Origin of the sequence: Sphingomonas sp., assembly GCF_039595165.1 — a bacterium.
GTDB lineage: Bacteria > Pseudomonadota > Alphaproteobacteria > Sphingomonadales > Sphingomonadaceae > Sphingomonas.
In genome coordinates this window covers 1-19,718 of sequence record NZ_JBCNMA010000018.1, presented here as the reverse complement: position 1 = coordinate 19,718, position 19,718 = coordinate 1, and the positions used below count along the sequence as shown (strand labels likewise).

The 19,718-nt window shown below is 68.1% G+C and carries 17 protein-coding genes; 8 read left to right on the top strand and 9 right to left on the bottom strand.

Going from position 1 to position 19,718, the window contains the following annotated elements; all coding sequences use genetic code 11:
• Window positions 1-40 precede the first annotated feature (40 nt).
• The 3 genes from ABDV68_RS05230 to ABDV68_RS05220 form a co-directional block, all read right to left on the bottom strand.
• Window positions 41-1,867 (bottom strand): DUF885 family protein, encoded by a 1,827-nt coding sequence (locus ABDV68_RS05230; protein ID WP_343518624.1) that lies wholly within the window; start codon window positions 1,865-1,867, stop codon window positions 41-43.
• 348 nt (window positions 1,868-2,215) lie between these two features.
• Window positions 2,216-4,303: a bifunctional (p)ppGpp synthetase/guanosine-3',5'-bis(diphosphate) 3'-pyrophosphohydrolase gene (locus tag ABDV68_RS05225; protein WP_343518623.1), complete on the bottom strand. Its 2,088-nt coding sequence runs from the start codon at window positions 4,301-4,303 to the stop codon at window positions 2,216-2,218.
• Between the two features lie 101 nt (window positions 4,304-4,404).
• A complete protein-coding gene (locus tag ABDV68_RS05220) occupies window positions 4,405-4,716 on the bottom strand; it encodes a hypothetical protein (RefSeq protein WP_343518622.1) in 312 nt (103 codons plus the stop codon).
• Window positions 4,717-4,861: 145 nt separating this feature from the next.
• On the opposite strand from ABDV68_RS05220, the gene ABDV68_RS05215 reads away from it, so the two are divergent.
• Window positions 4,862-5,365: a helix-turn-helix domain-containing protein gene (locus ABDV68_RS05215; RefSeq protein ID WP_343518621.1), complete on the top strand. Its 504-nt coding sequence runs from the start codon at window positions 4,862-4,864 to the stop codon at window positions 5,363-5,365.
• Between the two features lie 4 nt (window positions 5,366-5,369).
• On the opposite strand, the gene ABDV68_RS05210 is transcribed toward ABDV68_RS05215, so the two are convergent.
• Both ABDV68_RS05210 and ABDV68_RS05205 read right to left on the bottom strand, forming a co-directional pair.
• Entirely contained in the window at window positions 5,370-7,142 is a 1,773-nt protein-coding gene (locus ABDV68_RS05210; RefSeq protein WP_343518620.1) for a diguanylate cyclase, read from the bottom strand.
• Window positions 7,143-7,239: 97 nt separating this feature from the next.
• Complete coding sequence (locus ABDV68_RS05205; protein WP_343518619.1) at window positions 7,240-8,445, bottom strand: LL-diaminopimelate aminotransferase; 1,206 nt, start codon at window positions 8,443-8,445, stop codon at window positions 7,240-7,242.
• A 233-nt stretch (window positions 8,446-8,678) separates the two neighbouring features.
• Between ABDV68_RS05205 and phaC the strand changes: the two genes are divergently transcribed.
• The 4 genes from phaC (at window position 8,679) to ABDV68_RS05185 (ending at window position 12,339) form a co-directional block, all read left to right on the top strand.
• Entirely contained in the window at window positions 8,679-10,373 is a 1,695-nt protein-coding gene (phaC, locus tag ABDV68_RS05200; RefSeq protein WP_343518657.1) for a class I poly(R)-hydroxyalkanoic acid synthase, read from the top strand.
• 91 nt (window positions 10,374-10,464) lie between these two features.
• Window positions 10,465-11,211, top strand: coding sequence for a phasin family protein (locus ABDV68_RS05195; protein ID WP_343518618.1), 747 nt, complete (start codon window positions 10,465-10,467; stop codon window positions 11,209-11,211).
• A 310-nt stretch (window positions 11,212-11,521) separates the two neighbouring features.
• The gene (gene clpS, locus ABDV68_RS05190) at window positions 11,522-11,857 is read left to right on the top strand and encodes an ATP-dependent Clp protease adapter ClpS (protein WP_343518617.1); all 336 of its coding nucleotides are present in this window, start codon (window positions 11,522-11,524) and stop codon (window positions 11,855-11,857) included.
• Complete coding sequence (locus ABDV68_RS05185; RefSeq protein ID WP_343518616.1) at window positions 11,854-12,339, top strand: hypothetical protein; 486 nt, start codon at window positions 11,854-11,856, stop codon at window positions 12,337-12,339. Before clpS ends, ABDV68_RS05185 begins: the two co-directional genes overlap by 4 nt.
• Window positions 12,340-12,376: 37 nt before the next feature.
• Here ABDV68_RS05185 and ABDV68_RS05180 read toward each other — a convergent pair whose 3' ends face one another.
• Window positions 12,377-13,111, bottom strand: coding sequence for a Crp/Fnr family transcriptional regulator (locus ABDV68_RS05180; RefSeq protein ID WP_343518615.1), 735 nt, complete (start codon window positions 13,109-13,111; stop codon window positions 12,377-12,379).
• A 124-nt stretch (window positions 13,112-13,235) separates the two neighbouring features.
• On the opposite strand from ABDV68_RS05180, the gene murA reads away from it, so the two are divergent.
• Together murA and ABDV68_RS05170 are read left to right on the top strand one after the other, a co-directional pair.
• The gene (murA, locus tag ABDV68_RS05175; protein WP_343518614.1) at window positions 13,236-14,519 is read left to right on the top strand and encodes a UDP-N-acetylglucosamine 1-carboxyvinyltransferase; all 1,284 of its coding nucleotides are present in this window, start codon (window positions 13,236-13,238) and stop codon (window positions 14,517-14,519) included.
• A gap of 2 nt (window positions 14,520-14,521) precedes the next feature.
• Complete coding sequence (locus tag ABDV68_RS05170; RefSeq protein ID WP_343518613.1) at window positions 14,522-16,258, top strand: bifunctional metallophosphatase/5'-nucleotidase; 1,737 nt, start codon at window positions 14,522-14,524, stop codon at window positions 16,256-16,258.
• Window positions 16,259-16,486: 228 nt separating this feature from the next.
• Here ABDV68_RS05170 and nusB read toward each other — a convergent pair whose 3' ends face one another.
• Genes nusB through hisG form a run of 3 tightly spaced genes read right to left on the bottom strand, consistent with a single transcriptional unit; the run spans window position 16,487 to window position 18,917 of the window.
• Window positions 16,487-16,948 (bottom strand): transcription antitermination factor NusB, encoded by a 462-nt coding sequence (gene nusB / locus ABDV68_RS05165; RefSeq protein ID WP_343518612.1) that lies wholly within the window; start codon window positions 16,946-16,948, stop codon window positions 16,487-16,489.
• Window positions 16,948-18,240 (bottom strand): histidinol dehydrogenase, encoded by a 1,293-nt coding sequence (gene hisD / locus ABDV68_RS05160; protein ID WP_343518611.1) that lies wholly within the window; start codon window positions 18,238-18,240, stop codon window positions 16,948-16,950. Before hisD ends, nusB begins: the two co-directional genes overlap by 1 nt.
• On the bottom strand, window positions 18,237-18,917 hold the full coding sequence (gene hisG, locus ABDV68_RS05155; protein WP_343518610.1) for an ATP phosphoribosyltransferase: 681 nt from the start codon (window positions 18,915-18,917) through the stop codon (window positions 18,237-18,239). The genes hisD and hisG overlap by 4 nt, the downstream gene beginning before the upstream one ends.
• A gap of 60 nt (window positions 18,918-18,977) precedes the next feature.
• Between hisG and ABDV68_RS05150 the strand changes: the two genes are divergently transcribed.
• Window positions 18,978-19,718: DUF2332 domain-containing protein (locus ABDV68_RS05150; protein WP_343518608.1), on the top strand; the 741-nt coding region annotated here is incomplete at its 3' end.

Here is a 19,718-nt window from a genome sequence, read left to right as displayed (position 1 = left end):
CGGCGCCTCGCTGAGCCTGCGGCTGGGCGGGCGGTAATTATCAGCCCGCCGCCATCCGCCGCGCGTCCTCCTCGACCAGGCGCTCGAGGATCGTGAGCGGCGTGGCGCCGCGGCGGATCACCTCGTGGAACTGCTTCAAGTCGAACTTCGACCCGGCGATCTCCTGCGCCCTCTTGCGCGCGCGCACCCAGCTGGTGTGGCCGATCTTGTAGCTGCACGCCTGGCCGGGCTGGGTGCAGTAGCGCTCGATCTCACGCTGCGAGCGCGGGCGGGCGAAGCCGACGGTGTCGACCATGTAATCGGTGGCCTGCTCGCGAGTCCATTTCTTGGCGTGGATGCCGGTGTCGATCACCAGCCGCGCGGCGCGGAACAAGAAGGACTGGAGATAGCCGGCGCGCTCGAGGTCGTTGGCATAGGCGCCGAGCTCGTCGGCGACCTGCTCGGCATAGAGCGCCCAGCCCTCGGTATAGGCACCGAAGAAGCTGAACTTGCGGATCATCGGCCCCTCGGCCTGCTGCGAGGTGCTGATCTGCAGGTGATGGCCGGACAGCCCCTCGTGATAGGTCAGCGAGGGCAGCGAGAATTTGGGCCAGTCGGCCACGCTCTTGAGGTTGATGAAGTAGATTGCCGGGCGCGAGCCGTCGAGCGCGGCGCGGTTGTAATAGCCGTTCGACGCGCCGTCCTGGATCTCGACCGGCACCGCGCGGATCTCGAGCGGCGCGTCGGTCGGATTGATGAACATCCTGGGCAGGAGCTTCGCCACCTTCTCATTGTCGGCATTGAGCGACTTGAGCAGCTCGGCGCGGCCCGCGGCGGTGTCGGGATAGAGCTGGTCGGGCCGCTGGTTGAGCGCGGTCAGCCGCGCGCCGACGCTGCCCTGGGTCAGGCCCTGCGCCTTGAGGATCGTGTCGAGCTGCGCGCTGATCTCGGCGACTTCCTCGAGCCCGATCTTGTGGACCTCGTCGGGCGAGAAGTTGGTGGTGGTCGCCTGCGCCAGCGCCGCGGCGTAGATCGCATCGCCCTGCGGCACGTCCCACACGCCCGCGGAGGTGCGGGCCGTGGCGCGCTGCTGCCTGATCAGCGCGAGCTGGCGGTCGAGCGCGGGATAGACCGAACCCTCGATGATCTTCGCCGCGCGGGCGCCCCAGTCGCCGGCGATCCCCTTGGCGGCGGTGCGCTGGACAAGCGACCTGGCGATGGTGTTGTCGATCGGGGCGGGAGCGCGCAGCTTGCCCATCTGCTCGATCGTGAGGTCGAGCGAGAAATCGGGCGCGACCACGCCGCGCTTGCCGAGCTCGGCCTGCTCCTGCGTGTTGTAGTCGAGCGCCTGGCCGACCTGCTCGAGCCGCGACAGCAGCGCTTCGGCATCCTCCCTGGTGGCGATCGTGTGCGTCGTGTTGAGGAAGTCGGGCATCGAGAAATAGACGCCGCCCTGCTGGAAGATCGCGAAGGGGCGCATCACCGAATCGATCTGGAACTTGTCGCGCGGCAGCAGCTGGCTGTTAAGGGAATAGATCACGATCTCGCGGTCGAGCTTCGAGGAGTCGGAGAGCGTCGCGGGATCGACCGCCTCGATCTTGCCGAGATAGGCCTTGGTGTCGGCCTGGGCCCTGGCCTTGGCTTCGGGCGAGCGGTCGGTGAGCTGGCGCTTGAGCGCGGCACCCGGGCCCTTGTCGAAGCCGATCGAGGTCGCGAGTTCGGGCGCGCGCTGGATCATGTCCTTGAGCAGCCCGTCGAAGATCGCGTTGAGCCCGGCATCGCCCGGGCCCGGCCGGGGCGCGGCCGCCTGAAGCGTGCGCGCAACGGCAGGAGAGGCAGCGAGCGCCGCGGTCGCGGTGCCGGCGGCGAGGAAGGTACGGCGGTCCAAGAGCGTTCCTTTCAGGGCGTGGTCGAGCGCCGGGCAAGCCGCCGGGAGCGCGGAAGTTTACACTAGCTTGACACTATCGAGCCTGCTTCCCGCGCCTGCGCCCCCCGGTCGGCCGGGAGCGGAAGGAGGCCGGTGCGGGTGGGCGCAAGCGCATCCGGAGAGGCAAGCAAATCAATTCCAACATTGCAACGCTGTTGGTCGAATTATGTGGGCCCGTGGAAAAATCTCCCTCCGGCGGCGGAGGCGGCCGAAGGCGACGGAGGGGGACTTCCAACGTGCGTTCTGGAACCCTCCCCCTCCGTCAGGCTACGCCTGCCACCTCCCCCTGGCGGGGGAGGATTGAACTAATCACACCCGCTCCGCCGAGCTCACCGCATCGGCGGCGCGGAGCGCGGCGACCAGCTTCATGAGATGCGCGGCGTCGCGCACCTCGAGGTCGATCATGTTGGTGTGGAAGGTCGTGTCGCGCGTGTCGAAGCGGATGTTGAGGATGTTCGCCTTGTGCTGGCCGAGCAAGGTCGCGACCGCACCGAGCGCGCCGGGCTCGTTCTTGAGCGTGACCGCGATGCGCGCGGTGCCGCCCTCGGCCTTGTCGCCCCAGCCGATGTCGATCCAGTCGCTGTCCTCGACATCATCGAGCTTGGGGCAGCTGATCTGGTGGACCTCGATCGGCGCGTCGGGCTGGCGCACCCCGACGATGCGGTCGCCGGGGATCGGGTGGCAGCAGGGCGCGAGGGTGAAGGTGACGCCGGGGGTCAGGCCCTTGATCGAGATCGGCTCGCGCGCGGCGGGCAGGGCGGGTGCGTCGCCCTCGGTCGAACCCGGCATCAGCGCTTCCATCACCTGCGCGTCGGTGAACTTCTGCCGCGCGATCGCCTCCATGAGCGCATCGGCATCGTCGAGCTTGAGGCGGGTGAGCGCGGCGCCGAGCGCCTCCTCGCCGATCGGCACGGGCAGGCGGCGGACGATGTCGTCATAGAGCTTGCGGCCGAGCGCGATCGTCTCGTCGCGCTCCTTGTGGCGCAGGTGCCGCCGGATCGCGGCGCGCGCCTTGCCGGTGATCGCGAAGTTGAGCCAGTTCTCCTGCGGCCGCTGCGCCTTGGAGCGCAGGATCGCGACCTGGTCGCCCTGCGCGATCTCGGTGCGCAGCGGAACGACGCGGCCGTTGATCTTGGCGCCGACCGACTGGTCGCCGAGATCGGTGTGGACGGCATAGGCGAAGTCGATCGGCGTCGCGCCCTTGGGCAGCTGGATCAGCTCGCCCTTGGGCGTGAAGGCGAAGATCCGATCCTGGTACATCGCCATCCGCGTATGCTCGAGCAGCTCCTCGGGGCTCTCGGCGGTCTCGAGGATCTCGACCAGGTCCTGGATCCAGCGCACCTGTGTGTCGGGGCGGACATTGTCCTGCTTGTAGGCCCAGTGCGCGGCGAGGCCGTACTCGGCCTGGGCGTGCATCTCGCGCGTGCGGATCTGGATCTCGACGCGGGTGTCGCCGGCATGGATGATGCTGGTGTGGAGCGAGCGATAGCCGTTGCGCTTGGGGGTCGAGATATAGTCCTTGAACCGCCCCGGGACCATCGGCCAGCGACGATGGATGATGCCGAGCGCGCGATAGCATTCCTCCTCGCTCCCGACGATCGCGCGGAACGCCATGATGTCGGAGAGCTGCTCGAAGCTGACGTGCCGCTCCGACATCTTCTTCCAGATCGAATAGGGGTGCTTCTCGCGCCCCGACACCTCGGCCTCGATCCCGCCGCGCGAGAGCAGCAGCTTGAGGCCCGAGCCGATCTTCGAGATGCGGTCCTCGCCCTCGACCTTGAGCGCCTCGAGCCGCTTGGTGATTGACTCATAGGCTTCCGGCTCGAGCTGCTGGAAGGCCAGCGTCTGCATCTCGTTCATGAACTCGTACATGCCGATCCGCTCGGCGAGCGGGGCATAGATGTCCATCGTCTCGCGGGCGATGCGGCGGCGCTTGTCGGGCTTCGGGATGTGATGCAGCGTGCGCATGTTGTGCAGCCGGTCGGCGAGCTTGACCAGCAGCACGCGGATGTCGTCCGACATGGCGAGCAGGAATTTGCGGAGATTCTCCGCGGCGCGCTCGTTCTCGGTCTGCGCCTCGATCTTCGACAGCTTTGTGACCCCGTCGACCAGCCGCGCGACGCTGGGCCCGAACTTGGCGAGGATCTCGTCGGGGGTGGCGACGGTGTCCTCGATCGTGTCGTGGAGGATCGCGGTGGCGATCGTCTCGTCGTCGAGATGCAGGTCGGTCAGGATGCCGGCGACTTCGATCGGGTGGCTGAAATAGGGATCACCCGAGGCGCGCTTCTGGCTGCCATGCGCGTGCATCGAGAAGACGTAAGCGCGGTTGAGAAGCGCTTCATCCGCTTCAGGATCGTAGCCAAGGACCCGATCGACCAGTTCATATTGACGCAGCACGGTCTCAAGATGGTGCGGCGGACTGCTGCTTTGCAATAAGTTTCAATGCGAAGCGGGCACCGGCGATGCCGATGCCCGCTCGGGTGTGGCTTTGGTGTGACTTACCTGGCGCGCGCGTTGCAGGCGGCGAGCGCCTCCGCGTCGAACGCCGAACCGCCGACGCTGAACGCCGAGAGCGTGCCGATGCGCTGCACGGCGCGCTCGCACATCACCTTGTCCTGGGTCGAGGTCTTGGGCGCGATGCAGACGCCGTCCTTGCACTTCCAGATGGTGTTCTGGGTGACGAAGCTGGTCTTTTTCGGCGCATCGACGGCGGTTGCGGCGTAGTGGCCGCCCGACTGGGCGAGCGCGGCCGAAGGCATGAACGCCGCGAGCGACAGCGCGGCGGCGGCGAGCGGGGCGAGGCGGATCATGGCGGTTCTCCCTGGGGTAGGCGCAACAAAGGTTGCGAATCGCTACTTATCTGATTAGGTTTTAAGTTGCAATCGAAAACTGGTGCTGCGCCGCCGCAACTTAAGCGGTTTGTCGGCAAGGGAAATTGGAGTAGGTTCATCGGTCATGGGTCATAACGGACTGCGAGAGCCGCTTCGTCAGCTGGCAAATCAATGCAGCCTCCCGGCCGCGCTGGAGGCGATGGGCGAGCGCTGGTCCTTCCTCATCCTGCGTGCGTCGTTCAACGGCCTCTATCATTTCGAGGAGTTCCAGTCGGAGCTGGGGATCGCGCGCAACATCCTCGCCAACCGGCTGGCGCGGCTGGTCGATCACGGCATCCTCGCCCGCCAGACCTGCGACGACGACCGGCGCAAGGTGGAGTATCGCCTGACCGAGAAGGGCTTCGCGCTGCTGCCGACGATGGTGGCGCTGCGGCAATGGGGCGAACGCTGGGAGACCGGCGAGCCGGCAACGCCGGTGCTGGTGGACGCGCGCGACCGCCGCCGCATCGCACCGGTGCAGGTGATGAGCCATGACGGCCGCCCGCTGACCAAGCACGACCTGCTCTGGTCCCTGCCCGAGGATGTTGCGGGGGAGGGCCGTCACGCCGCGCAGGAGGCGGCGGAGTAACGGCCTAGTCGGCAAGTACGGTGCGGTTCCGCCCCGCCGCCTTGGCGCGGTAAAGCGCGGCGTCGGCGCGCTGCAGCAGCTCGTCGGCGGGCACCCCGGCATGCATCGGCGCGAGCCCGATGCTCACCGTGATGCGGAAGCTGCCCGGCGCTGTCACGATCTCCGTCGTCTCCAGCGCATGGCGCAGCCGCTCGCACGCCGCCAGCGCCGCGGAGGCGGAAAGCGTCGGGAAGAGGATCGCGAATTCCTCGCCGCCCAGCCGCGCGATCACGTCCTCGCCGCGCAGGTTGGCGCGCATCACGTCCGCGAAGCTGAGCAGCGCCGCGTCGCCCGCGGCATGGCCGAGCCGGTCGTTCACTTGCTTGAAATGATCCAGGTCGAGCACGGCCAGCGAGCCGACATGGCCGAAATCGCGCGGCGGGATCTCGGCGAGCCGCTTCTGGAAGGCGCGGCGGTTGAGCACGCCGGTCATCGGATCGGTCGCCGCCTGCCGCTCGAGATCGGCTTCGCGCGCCTTTTGCTGGCTGAGGTCGCGGACGACGCTGACGATGCTGGCGATCCGCCCATTCTCCTTCGCGACGGCGCGCGCGGTGGTCTCGAACCAGCGCGTGGCGCCGCCGGCGACGATGCCGCGATATTCGACGCGATGCGCGGAATCGGGTGCGGCGATCGCGGCGAGATGGACCGCGCGCACGCGTTCGCGATCGTCCTCGGCGATGAGGCTGAGCGCATTGCGGCCGATCAGCGCCAGCGGCTCGAAGCCGGTCAGCTCGCGCACCGACGGCGAGGCGAAGCGGATCGTGCCCCAGGGGTCGAGCGTGAGCATGGCGTCCGACGCATGGTCGGCGATCATGCGGTAGCGCGCTTCGCTCGCCGCGACGGCGTCGGCGAGCCGGCGGTTCTCGGCCATCAGCGTGGCGAACGGGAGCGCGATCAGGAACACCACGCCGAGATAGAATTGGAAGAACTGAAGATGCGTCGCCATGCTGCCCGCGACCAGTTCGATCGGTCCTTGTCCGGCGATGGTGAACAGGCCGCCGATCACCGCGATCGCGAACACGCTGAGCGCCGCCCCCGCGAACCGGAACATCGCGGTGGCGATGATCGCCGGGAGGATCGGAAGGAACAGCAAGGGCAGCGTGCTCTGCGAGAAGGTCGCCGACGCGACGGCGATCGTGCCGGCCATTACCAGGAGGAAATTCGGGACGTCGAGCCGGCGGGTCAGCGCCTCCCGATAGGCGCGCCCGCCCAGCACGAGCAATGCGACCGGCGTGCCGATCAGCATGCCCAGGCCGTGGCCGATCATCCAGTTGGTCCAGGTGAAGCCAGGATCGGCGCCGCGCGCCAGCCACAGCGTGATGCTGGCGATGGAGCCGCTTGCCGCCGGCGCGACGATGCCCGCGGCGAGGACGAAGGCCGGGATCGAGCGCAGCCGCAGGAAGACGCGCCGTGCGTTGCCGAGATAGCGCAGCAGCATCCAGGCGAGCAGCGCCTCGCTGATATTGGCGAGGACGAAGATCGGCGCGAGCGGCGAGAAGGGGGAGACCACCATCGTCGCCGCGCACGAGCCGAGGGCGGCGACCAGCAGCAGCTGGCGATGCTCGCGCGACGGGCGCGTGCACAGCGCCGCCAGCAGCATCGCGTTGGCGAGCCACAGCAGCGCCACATTGTCGCTGAGGCGCGTGAACGAGATCGCGGCCAGCGCGAGCAGGAAATAGGCGAAGCCCACCCCACCCAGGACGAGGGAGCTCCGGCCGGTTCGGGCAAGCTGAACCATCGCAGCCGACCCTTAGGCGCGCGGCGTTAAGACCCGGTTGACGCTGGGCGGACGCGAAGTCGGATCGAACGGTCCAGGCCTTCGCGGCCGGTCCCGTTCAGGCGGTCTTCGCGCCGGTGTTGACGCCCATCGACTGGAGGTACTTGCGCACGTTGCGCGCGGCCTGGCGCAGGCGCTGCTCGTTCTCGACCATCGCGATGCGCACGAACCCCTCGCCATTCTCGCCATAGCCGACGCCCGGCGCGACCGCGACCTTGGCATGGGTGAGCAGCTGCTTGGAGAATTCGAGGCTGCCGAGATGCGCGAGCGCGGGCGGCAAGGGCGCCCAGGCGAACATCGAGGCGGGCGGGGCGGGGATGTCCCAGCCGGCGCGGCCGAAGCTCTCGACCAGCACGTCGCGGCGCTTGTGATAGAGCTCGCGGTTCTTCCCGACGATGTCCTGCGGGCCGTTGAGCGCGGCGCATGCCGCCGCCTGGACCGGGGTGAAGGCGCCATAGTCGAGATAGGATTTGACGCGGGTCATCGCGGCGATGAGCTGCTTGTTGCCGACCGCGAAGCCGATCCGCCAGCCCGCCATCGAATAGGTCTTGCTGAGCGAGGTGAACTCGATCGCCACGTCCTTGGCGCCCTTGACCTGCAGGATCGAGACAGTCGGCTTGCCGTCGTAGTACAGCTCCGAATAGGCGAGATCGGATATGATCCACACCTTGTTCTCTTTCGCCCACGCCACCAGCCGCTCGTAGAAGGCCAGATCCACCGTCTCCGCCGTCGGGTTCGACGGATAGTTCACCACCAGGATGCTGGGCCGCGGCACGGTGAAGTTCATCGCCCGTTCGAGGCTCTCGAAATAGCGCTCGTCAGGCGTGGTCGGCACCGCGCGGATCGTCGCGCCGGCGATGATGAAGCCGAAGGTGTGGATCGGATAGGACGGGTTGGGCGCGAGGATCACGTCGCCCGGCGCGGTGATCGCGGTGGCGAGGCTGGCGAGGCCCTCCTTCGATCCCATCGTCACGACGACCTCGCTCTCGGGATCGACATCGACCCCGAAGCGGCGGCCGTAGTAGTTGGCCTGGGCGCGGCGCAGGCCGGGAATGCCCTTGGACTGCGAATAGCCGTGCGCCGAGGGCTTCTGCGCGACCTCGCACAATTTGTCGATGACGTGCTGCGGCGGCGGCAGATCGGGATTGCCCATGCCGAGATCGATGATGTCCTCGCCTGCCGCACGTGCTGCTGCCCGCATGCCGTTGACTTCGGCGATGACGTAGGGCGGCAGGCGCTTGATGCGGTAGAATTCCTCGGACATCGTATTTCTCGATGAGCTCCTCTTAAGGTCGCGCGGGATGCGCGCAGCCGTTATACAGGGCCCGGGCGGGGGTGCCAGAGGAGAGGCGAGTGGCGGCGGAAAAGAAAAAGACGGCGGCGCCCAAGGCCGCGACCGAACCCAAGCCCCGCAAGCCCGCGGCGAACAAGCCCAAGAGCGAACGCCAATCCGCTCCCGATCGCGCCCCGGAACCGGAGGCGGCGGCCGCCCCGACGCTGGAGGACCTGCAGCACTGGACCTGGGTGCTCGGCCGCGCGCAGCAGATGATGATGGAGCAGGGGCTCGACCTCGCGGCCAAGGTGCCGCAGCTGCCCGCTGCGGCCCCGCTCGACCCGGCCGCGGCGATGCGTGCGGGCGCCGATTTCTGGGCCGACACGATGGGCTTGTGGCAGCGCTTCCTCGACCCGGCCAAGGCGGCGCCGTTCGAGGAGACGCCCGAACAGGCGCGCGACAAGCGCTTCAAGGCGCCGCAATGGCGCGAGCAGCCGGTGTTCGACTTCATCCGGCAAAGCTATTTCACGCTCTCGCGGCACCTGCTCAAGGGCGTCGAGACGATCGAGGGGCTGACCCCGAAGCAGAAGGAGCAGCTGCGCTTCGCCACTCAGGGCTTCATCGACGCGATGAGCCCGTCCAATTTTCCGGCGACCAACCCGATCGTGCTCGAGCGGACGATCGAGACCAAGGGCGAGAACCTGCTCAAGGGGCTCGCGCACATGCTCAAGGACTTGGGCAAGGGGCAGATGACCCAGACCGCCGAGGGCGTGTTCGAGGTCGGCAAGAACATCGCCATGACGCCGGGCAAGGTGGTCAAGCGCACCCCGCTCTACGAGCTGATCCAGTACTCGCCGACCACCGAGACGGTGTTCGAGACGCCGCTGGTGATCTTCCCGCCATGGATCAACCGCTTCTACATCCTCGACCTGAGCCCGGAGAAGAGCTTCATCCGCTGGGCGGTGGAGCAGGGACTGACCGTGTTCGTCGTGTCGTGGAAGTCGGCCGACGCGTCGATGGCCGACGTGGTGTGGGACGATTATGTCGAGCGCGGTCAGATCGACGCGATCGACACGGTGCGCGAGCTGCTCGGTGTCGAGGCGGTGCATGCGATCGGCTATTGCGTCGCCGGGACGACGCTGGCGGCGACGCTGGCGGTGCTCGCCGCCCGGCAGCAGGCCGACAAGGTGCGGAGCGCGACCTTCTTCACCGCGCAGGTCGACTTCACCGAGGCAGGCGACCTCAACGTCTTCGTCGACGACGAGCAGCTCGCGCTGATCCAGTCGCTGACCACCGAGGGCTTCCTCGACGGGCGCTACATGGCGGCGACCTTCAACCTGCTGCGCGGGCGCGACCTGATCTGGAACTATGTCACGAGCAACTATCTGCTCGGCGAGGACTATGTGCCGTTCGACCTGCTGCACTGGAATTCGGACGTCACCAACCTGCCCGCCAAATGGCATGCGAGCTATCTGTCCGACCTGTACCGCGACAATCTGCTGGCGCAGGCGGGCGCACTGAGCATCGGCGGAACGCCGGTTGATCTCGGCAAGGTGACGGTGCCCGCCTATATCCAGGCGGGCCGCGAGGACCATATCGCGCCGGCCCGGAGCGTGTGGAAGATGACCGGGCATTTCGGCGGGCCGATGCGCTTCGTGCTGGCCGGATCCGGGCATATCGCCGGGGTGGTCAACCCGCCCGCCGCGGGCAAGTATCAATATTGGACCAACGACGCGCCGGCGGCGACCCTCGACGAGTTTGTTGCGGGTGCGACAGAAACCAAGGGTAGCTGGTGGCCCGACTGGATCGGCTGGATCGAGGCGCTGGACGGCAAGCGCGTTGCTACCAAAGGTGCGCGAATTCCCAAGCATGATCAGGAACTTGGCGATGCACCGGGGCGCTACGTCCAAGCCCGATAGCGGCTTTTTGTGCACTGCACAAAAAGTGTCTTGAAACTGTCTCGCCGGCCGCGTATATGTTGCGTCGCAACAATCGCTGCGAGGACCGTATATGGCCAGCAAGGTTCCCGGCACCGGCACGAAGAAGCCGGCCGCCAAGACCCCCGCTCCGGTAAAGCCCAAGGCGGCTGCGCCGGCCGAGAAGAAGACCGTCGCTCCCAAGCCCGAGCCCGTTCCGGCTCCGGTCGTCGAGACGGCGAAGCCGGTGATCGTTGCCGAGCCGGTGGCGAAGGCCGTCGAAGTCGCGGCGGAAGCCGCCCAGAACGTCACGCAGACTGCAGCCGAGACGGTCGCGGAAGCCGCACCCGTCACCAACATCGTCGAGGAAACCGCCCCCCGGATGGCGGAAACCGCAACCAAGGGAACTGACATCATGGAAACCACGATCGAGAAGAGCCAGGCCTTTTTCGCCGACTTCAACGAGCGCGCCAAGGCCGCGGTCGAGAAGAACACCAAGCTCGCCGGCGAGTTCACCGAATTCGCCAAGGGCAATGTCGAGGCGTTCGTCGAGAGCGGCAAGATCGCCGCCAAGGGCTTCGAGGCCCTGGGCCAGGACGCCGCCGAGTACAGCCGCCGTTCGTTCGAGAACGCGACCGCCACGCTGAAGAACCTGTCGGCGGTCAAGACCCCGGCCGACTTCTTCAAGCTGCAGAGCGACTATGTCCGCTCGGCGTTCGACTCGATGGTCGCCGAGACCTCGAAGAACACCGAAGCCTTCATCAAGCTCGCCGGCGATGCCGCGCAGCCGGTCTCGAACCGCTTCGCGGTTGCCGTCGAGAAGGTGAAGACCGCGGCCTGAGCCTTTCGCTCGGAACCGAACAAAGGGGCGGTCGCGCGAGCGGCCGCCCTTCTTGTTCGGATGCGCGTCATAATGGCAGCTGAATCCTCCCCCGCCAGGGGGAGGTGGCAGGCGTAGCCTGACGGAGGGGGCGGACACGACACGACTGTGGGGAGTCCTCCCCTCCGTCCCCTTCGGCGCCACCTCCCCTGGCGGGGGAGGATTGGGAACCGCCAAGTCATACCGCACAATTTTGAGGTTAGCGCCCTTGCCCTCGATTCCCCGGTGCCATATTTTTGAAGCCCTCATGACAGCGCCGTTTCCGATCCTCATGGCAGACGATGCCGACCGCGACGACGATACCGACGGCGGGAACGCCACCGGCGTCGCCACGCGCACCCGCGCCAAGACCAAGAAGCCGACGCCGTATCGCGTGCTGATGCTCAACGACGACTATACGCCGATGGAGTTCGTCGTGCTGGTGCTCCAGCGTTTCTTCAAGATGGACATGGAAGAGGCGACGCGGGTGATGCTCCACGTCCACCAGCGCGGCGTGGGGGTGTGCGGGGTGTTCAGCTACGAGGTCGCCGAGACCAAGGTGGCGCAGGTGATCGACTTCGCGCGTCAGAACCAGCACCCGCTGCAATGTACGCTGGAGAAAGCTTGAGCGCTTCTCCGTCGCTTGACGAACGGCGCATCGCAGCTTCGCCGGCCGCATTCTGGATGATGGGGAGCCTTGGGGCTGTCCCGCTCATGCTAGTCACCGTCGCGACCCTTGTCGCCTTTGCGAGAGGCGATGATTTCGATCCGCGCGGTATTCTGCTCATGGGATGCCTATGCGGCTATCTGATGCTTAGCGTGGCGCCGGTGTCGATCACGCTAACGGCTGACCGCTTGGCTTTTCGATGGTTCGACGGCGTCTGGGTCCGGCGCGGATCGATCCGCGCAGATGAAGTCGTTCGCTTCGAAACCATGCATCCCTATTCCGAGTACAGTCCGCCGGCGCAGGTTCGCGTTACGACCGATGGCAGTGACCGTCCGCATCGGATCGGCCTGGGAACGCTCGCGGCCGCCGATGTGCGGCATGTGCTCGACTGGCTGGATAAGGCGGAATCGCAGCGCAAGCGCCGCCCGCGAGAAGCGGTCTAGGCGCGATGCGTCGCCGCCGCCGTTTTTGGCCGGTCCATTACCGCGCCGGTGGCAGCCAGCTGAGGTCGAGCCCTTCGTAGCGATTCACGTAATTGGCGGCGCTCGCCAGCGCGCGCACGTCCTTGAGCGTCACGCGGCCCGATTCGCGGCCGATCATCCCCTCCTGCTCGAGCTGGCGCAGCATGCGGTTCACATGGACCGCGGTGAGGCCGGTCGCGTCGCCGATCTCCTCCTGGGTCAGGCCGAGCGCGAACACCTTGTCGATCGACTTGTCGGTCGAGCGCAGCCGATTGCGCAGGTCGAGCAGCAGCGCGGCGATCCGCGCCTTGGCCGAGGTGCGGCCGAGCGCGGCGAGCCGGTCGGTGAGCGCGACGCGCTCGATCTGGCTGAACACCAGGATCAGCGCGGAAAGGCGGGGATGCGCGACCGCGAGTTCGCTGAACGCGCCATGCTCGAACGGGCAGACGATGCAGTCCGAGAGCGCGTACAGCGTCTCGGGCGATTCGCGATAGACCATGCTCGATACGCCGAGCATGTCGCCGGGGAACAGGAAGCGCAGGATCTGGCGGCTGCCGTCGTCGAGCAGCACATAGCTCATCATCAGGCCCTTGCGCAGGATGAAGAGCTCGCCGCCCGGCTCGTTTTCGCGCAGCAGCGCCGCGCCGCGCCGGACGTTGCGCTGGCGCTCCTCCAGCCGCTCGAGCGCAGACCTTTCGGCCGGCGTGAGCTCAACCAGCTCGCCGAGAACGTCCGCGAAACAACTGCCTGACACGCTACACCTTTCCCCCGCTGTTCTCTGCAAAGCAGCGCAGTGAAATCAATGCATTAACATCGATCAAGCGGGCGAACGGTCCGCCGTGCTTGCGCGGGCGTTGCGAAGCGGTAGAAGCCCGCAAATGGACCGTATCCTCATCCGCGGCGGCAACCGCCTTTCCGGCAAAATCCCGATCTCCGGCGCCAAGAATTCGGCGCTCGCCCTGATGCCTTGCGCGCTGCTCACCGACGAGCCGCTGACGCTGCGCAACCTGCCGCGCCTCGCCGATGCCGACGGCTTCGGGCATCTGCTCAACGAGCTCGGCGCTTCGACCGAGATCGAGGGCACGCGGCCCAACGAGTTCGGGCGGGTGCTCACGGTGCGTTCGCCGCGCCTGACCTCGACGGTCGCGCCCTACGACATCGTGCGCAAGATGCGCGCCTCGATCCTGGTGCTGGGGCCGCTGCTGGGCCGCGCGGGCGAGGCGACGGTATCGCTGCCCGGCGGCTGCGCGATCGGCAACCGGCCGATCGACCTGCACCTCAAGGCGCTGGAGGCGATGGGCGCCGAGATCGAGCTGGCGGCGGGCTATGTCAAGGCGACCGCCCCGGGCGGACGGTTGGCGGGCGGGCGCTATCGCTTCCCGGTGGTGTCGGTGGGCGCGACCGAGAATGCACTGATGGCGGCGGCGACCGCCAGGGGCACGACGGTGCTGGAGAATGCCGCGCGCGAACCCGAGATCGTCGACCTGTGCAACCTGCTGGTGGCGATGGGCGCGTCGATCCACGGCATCGGCAGCGAGACACTGACGATCGAGGGCCGCGAGCGGCTGCACGGCGCGACCTACAAGGTGATGCCCGACCGGATCGAGGCGGGCAGCTATGCCTGCGCCGCGGCGATCACCGGCGGCGACGTGCTGCTCGAGGGCGCCAAGGCCGACGACATGCGCGCCACGCTCGACGCGCTGGTCGAGGCCGGCGTGACGGTGGAGGAGAAGGCGGGCGGCGTCCGCGTCGCGGCCGACGGGCCGCTCAAGCCGCTGACGCTCTCGACCGCGCCCTATCCGGGCTTCGCCACCGACATGCAGGCGCAGTTCATGGCCATGCTGTGCAAGGCCGAGGGCGCGAGCGTGCTGACCGAGACGATCTTCGAGAATCGCTACATGCACGTGCCCGAGCTGGCGCGGATGGGCGCGGACATCACGGTGAGCGGGCGGACCGCGGTGGTGCGCGGGGTCGACAAGCTGGTCGGCGCGCCGGTGATGGCAACCGACCTGCGCGCATCGATGAGCCTGATCCTCGCCGGCCTGATCGCCGAGGGCGAGACTCAGGTGAGCCGCATCTATCACCTCGACCGCGGTTACGAGCGGCTGGAGGAGAAGCTCCAGGGTGTCGGCGCCGATATCGAGCGCGTCGGCGACGGCTGACCATGAACCGGATCACCGTGGCAGCGCTCGGCGCGCTGGCGCTGGCCGGTTGTGCGCAACCGCGGGCAGCGGGGCCGGACGGCGCGCCGCTGACGGTGAAGATCGTCGCGTTCAACGACTTCCACGGCGCGCTCGAGACGCCGGGGCGGGCGATCGACCTGCAGGCGGCCGACGGATCGGTGGTCAAGGTGCCGGCGGGCGGCGCGGCCTATTTCGCGAGTGCCGTGAAGTCGCTCCGCGCCAAGGCGGCGAACAGCGTGGTCGTCGCGGCGGGCGATCTCACCAGCGCGAGCCCGCTGGTCTCCTCGCTGTTCCTCGACGAGCCGACGGTCAAGGCGCTGAGCATGGCCGGGCTGGAGATCAACGCCGCGGGCAATCACGAGTTCGATCGCGGCGCTGCGGAGCTGAAGCGGCTGCAGAACGGCGGCTGCGCCAAGCTGACCAAGACCGAGCCGTGCCAGCTCGAGCCGTTCAAGGGCGCGAGCTACGCCTACCTCGCCGGCAACACGATCCAGGCGGACGGGACCAGCCTGTTCCCGGGCACCGCGCTGCGCAGTTTCGGCAGCGGGCGGCGCAAGGTCACGATCGGCTTCATCGGGCTGACGACGCGGCTGACCGGCAACTATGTCGATCCGGCGGGGATCAAGGGGATCAGCTTCGCCGACGAGGCGGACACCGCCAACAAGCTCGCGGCGGAGCTCAAGGCCAAGGGCGCCGACGCGGTGGTGATGCTGGTGCACGAGGGCGGCTATCCCGCACGCTCGGACCAGCCCGAGAAGTGCGATGGTCTGTCGGGGCCGATCGTCGATATCGCCAAGCGGCTGACCCCGGCGGTGGACGTGATCGTCTCGGGCCATACCCACCGTGCCTATATCTGCGACTACGGCGTGACCGACCCAGCCAAGCCGCTGCTGCTGACCAGCGCGGGCAACAACGGGGTGATGCTGACCGATATCGACCTGAGCTTCGATCCCGCGACGAAACGCGTGACGGCGAAGCATGCACGCCAGGTGATCGTGCAGGGCGACGGCGTGACGAGCAGCGCGGGGCCGGTAAAGCCCAGCGCCGCCTTCCCGGCCTTTGCCGCCGATCCGGCGGTCGCGGCGCATGTCGCGCGCTACGCCGCCGCGGCCGAGCCGCGGGCCAGGCGGGTGGTGGGGCGCGCCTCCGCGCCGATCCTGCGTGACGAGCATGACGACATGAAGGAGTCGCCGCTGGGGCTGCTGATCGCCGATTCGCAGCTCGCCGCGACGCGAGCGAGCGGGGCGCAGGTCGCGCTGATGAACCCGGGCGGGGTGCGCGCCTCGATCAGTGCCGAGGGCGGCCAGGTCACCTTCGGCGACATCTACACGGTGCAGCCCTTCGGCAACAATCTGCAGGTCAAGGAGATGAGCGGGGCGCAACTGCGTGCCGTGCTCGAGCAGCAATTCGCCAAGACCGACGGCACCGCTTTGCTGTTCCCGGCGGGGCTGAGCTATAGCTACGACCTGTCGAAGCCGGAGGGGCAGCGGATCATCGCGCCGATGGTGGGCGGTAAGCCGATGCGCGACGATGCCGTCTACCGCGTGACGGTGAACAGCTTCCTTGGCGGTGGGGGCGACGGCTTCTCGACGCTCAAGGCCGGGAAGGACGTCGCGGGCGGGATGCTCGACCTCGACGCGCTGGAGGCATGGTTCGCGCGCGGGCAGGTGGTCGATCCACCCGCGTTGGGACGCGTGAAGGATGTGACGCCGCGATAAGCGGAAACCAGCCTGCCCAAAATGATCGAAGTTGACGGAAGGTTGACACTATCGAGGTGTTTTCGCGCGAGGGAGTCAAACGCGCGGGCCTGCGGATTGCGATATCAAAGAGCGGGCCGGCGATCCGGCGCGCCCCCCGAGTCGAGCAAATCAGTTCCAACATTGCAAGCGGGCAAAGCAAACCCGGCCCCGGCTCAAGGCCGGGGTGACGCAAGGGGCTCGGCGGACTTAGCTCCGCACCGCCTTGGCGATGGCGTCGAGCAGGCCGTTGACGAAGCCCTTTTCGCGGCGGTCGTAGAAGGCGTCGGTGACGTCGAGATACTCGCTGATCGCGGCGCCGGTGGGCACGTCGTTGCGGGCAAGCAGCTCATAGGCGCCGGCGCGCAGGATCTGGCGCATCGGGCGGTCGAGCCGGTCGAAGCTCCAGTCGCTGCTGAGCTTGGACGCGATCAGCGCGTCGATCTCGCCGCGGCGCGCGTCGACGCCCTTGACGATGTCGTCGAAGAAATCGGCGTCGGCATCGGCATATTCGACGTCCTCGATCGTCGCGCCGAGGCGATGCTGGTGGAACTCGTGGAGGAGCTGGGGAAGCGGGGTCTTCTCCATTTCCTGCTGATAGAGCGCCTGGACGGCGGCGAGGCGCGCTGCGGCGCGGGCTTTCGAGCGGGACTTAGCGGTAGAGCTGGGCATTACAGGGTTCCTAAACGGACGGCGACCGACTTCGCATGCGCCGGAAGACCTTCCGCTTCGGCCAGCGCGACGGCAGCGGGGCCGATCGCGGCGAGACCGGCGTCGTCGAGGGCGAGGAAGCTGGTGCGCTTCATGAAGTCGAGCACCGACAAGCCGCTGGCGAAGCGTGCGCGACGGCCGGTGGGGAGGACGTGGTTGGGGCCGGCGACATAGTCCCCGATCGCCTCGGGCGTCATGCGGCCGAGGAACACCGAGCCGGCGTGACGGACGCGCGCGAACAGCGCGTCGGGATCGTCGCAGGCAAGCTCGAGATGCTCGGGGGCGAGCTTGTTGACCAGCGGGACCGCCTCGTCGAGCGAGCCGGTGAGGATGATCGCGCCGTTGGCGTCCCAGCTTTCGCGCGCGACCGCCTTGGTCGAGAGCGTGCCGATCTGACGATCGACCGCCTCGGCGACCTTGCCGGCAAAGACCGCGTCGTCGGTGAGCAGGATCGACTGGCTGGTCGGATCATGCTCGGACTGGCTGAGCAGGTCGGCGGCGATCCATTCGGGGTCGTTCTTGCCGTCGGCGACCACGACGATTTCCGAGGGGCCGGCGACCATGTCGATGCCGACCACGCCGTAGAGCTGGCGCTTGGCCTCGGCGACCCAGGCGTTGCCCGGGCCGGTGATCACGTCGACCGCGGCGATGCGGCCGGTGCCATAAGCGAGCGCGGCGATCGCCTGCGCGCCGCCGACGCGCCAGATCTCGTCGACGCCGGCGATCTCCGCCGCGGCGAGGACCAGCGGGTTGATCTCGCCGTCCGGAGTGGGAGTGACCATGACCAGCCGGTCGACGCCCGCGACCTTGGCGGGGATCGCGTTCATCAGCACCGAGCTGGGATAGGCCGCGCGGCCGCCGGGGACGTAGACGCCCGCCGCTTCGACCGCCTGCCAGCGCGCGCCGGTGCGCACGCCCGCGGCGTCGGTGGAGTCGCTGTCGGCCGGCTTCTGCTTCTCGTGATACGCCGTGATGCGGTCGGCGGCGAGCCGGAGCGCGTCGCGCAGCCTGGGCTCGAGCGCGTCGAGCGCGGCGGCGCAATCGGCCTTCTCGATCCGCCAGCCGGTGTCGTTGAGGTCGTGGCGGTCGAATTTCCTGGTGAAGGCGTGGAGCGCGGCATCGCCTTCGTCGCGGACGCTGGCGACGATCGTGCGCACGTCGCGCGCGACATCGGCATCGGCCTCGCGCCGGGCTTCGACGAGGTCGCGGAACGCCCGGGCGAAGCCGGGCTCGGAGGTGGAGAGCTTGATCACGCTTTAGTCCCTGCGGGGGCTTGGGCCTCGCGCTCGACCGCGCGGCGGAAGGCGTCGACGAGCGGGACGATCTCGGGCCGGGTCTTGAACGCGGCGCGGTTGGCGACGAGGCGGCTCGACACCTCCATGATCGTCTCGACCTCGACCAGCCCGTTCTCCCTGAGCGTACGGCCCGACGAGACAAGATCGACGATGCGCGGGGCGAGCGCGAGCAGCGGCGCCAGCTCCATCGCGCCATTGAGCTTGATGCACTCGGCCTGCACGCCGCGCGCCTCGAAATGGCGGCGGGTGAGCGCGGGATATTTGGTCGCGACGCGGACATGGCTCCAACCGCGCGGATCGTCGGTGGCGGCGAGCGCGGCGGGCTCGGCGACCGACAGGCGGCAATGGCCGATGCCGAGATCGACCGGGGCGTAGAGCTCGGAATATGCGAACTCGGCGAGCACGTCCGAGCCGACGATGCCGAGCTGCGCCGCGCCGTGCGCGACGAAGGTGGCGACGTCGAACGCGCGCACGCGGATCAGGTCGATGTCCGGGCGATTGGTCTTGAAGCGGAGCGCTCGGCTGCCTTCGTCGGCGAAGGCCGGTTCGGGGATGATCCCGGCGTGCGCGAGCAGGGGAAGCGCCTCTTCGAGGATGCGTCCCTTGGGCACGGCGAGGATGATCGGTTCGGACATAGGTGGCGCGCCTTTACTTGGGGGGTGGGCTGGGCGCAACAAGCGGCGGGAGATTCGGGCATGCGGGACTGGATGACTTCGAACGATGTGCGGGCGGCGTTCGCCAACCAGGTCGCCTATTGCCGGGCGAATGGCGGGACGATCACGATGCGGGTGGTCGAGGCGATCTTGGCGAACATCGACGGGCCGGGCGTGTTCCTGAAAGCGATCCGGGAGTGGCAGGGCGTGCCGATGGCCGATGCGCTGCCGCTGCGGGCGGCGGCTGGGCTGCATGCGCTCAACCTGACCGGGGCGGAGCCGGCACTGGCGCCGCTCTATGCTGGTGAGGCGGATGCGCTGGCCGATGCGGAGCGACTGGTGGGCGAGGCGATCGCGCGGCACGATGCGGCGCTGCTGCCGTGGCTCGACGGGCCGCCGCAGACCAACGAGGCGGGACGCTCCTGGGGCTATGTCGCCGCGATGCTGTGGCTGGCGGAGCAGGGGCTGCCGCCACGCTGGGAATGCAACGAGATCGGGTCGAGCGCGGGGATCAACCTGATGATCGACCGCTATCGCTACGAGCTGGGCGGGGTGGGCGTCGGGCCGGTTGGGTCCGGCATGCGGATCGCGCCGGAGTGGCATGGTCCGCGGCCGCCGGAGGTGCCGCCGGGCTGGGGGTTCGAGACGATCTGGGGCTGCGACGTCGCGCCGGTCGACCTGACCGATCCGGCGCAGCTGCTGCGGCTGCGCGCCTTCGTCTGGCGCGAGCATGTCGAGCGGTTCGCGCGGCTGGACATCGCGGACGCCACCGGAGGCCTGCAC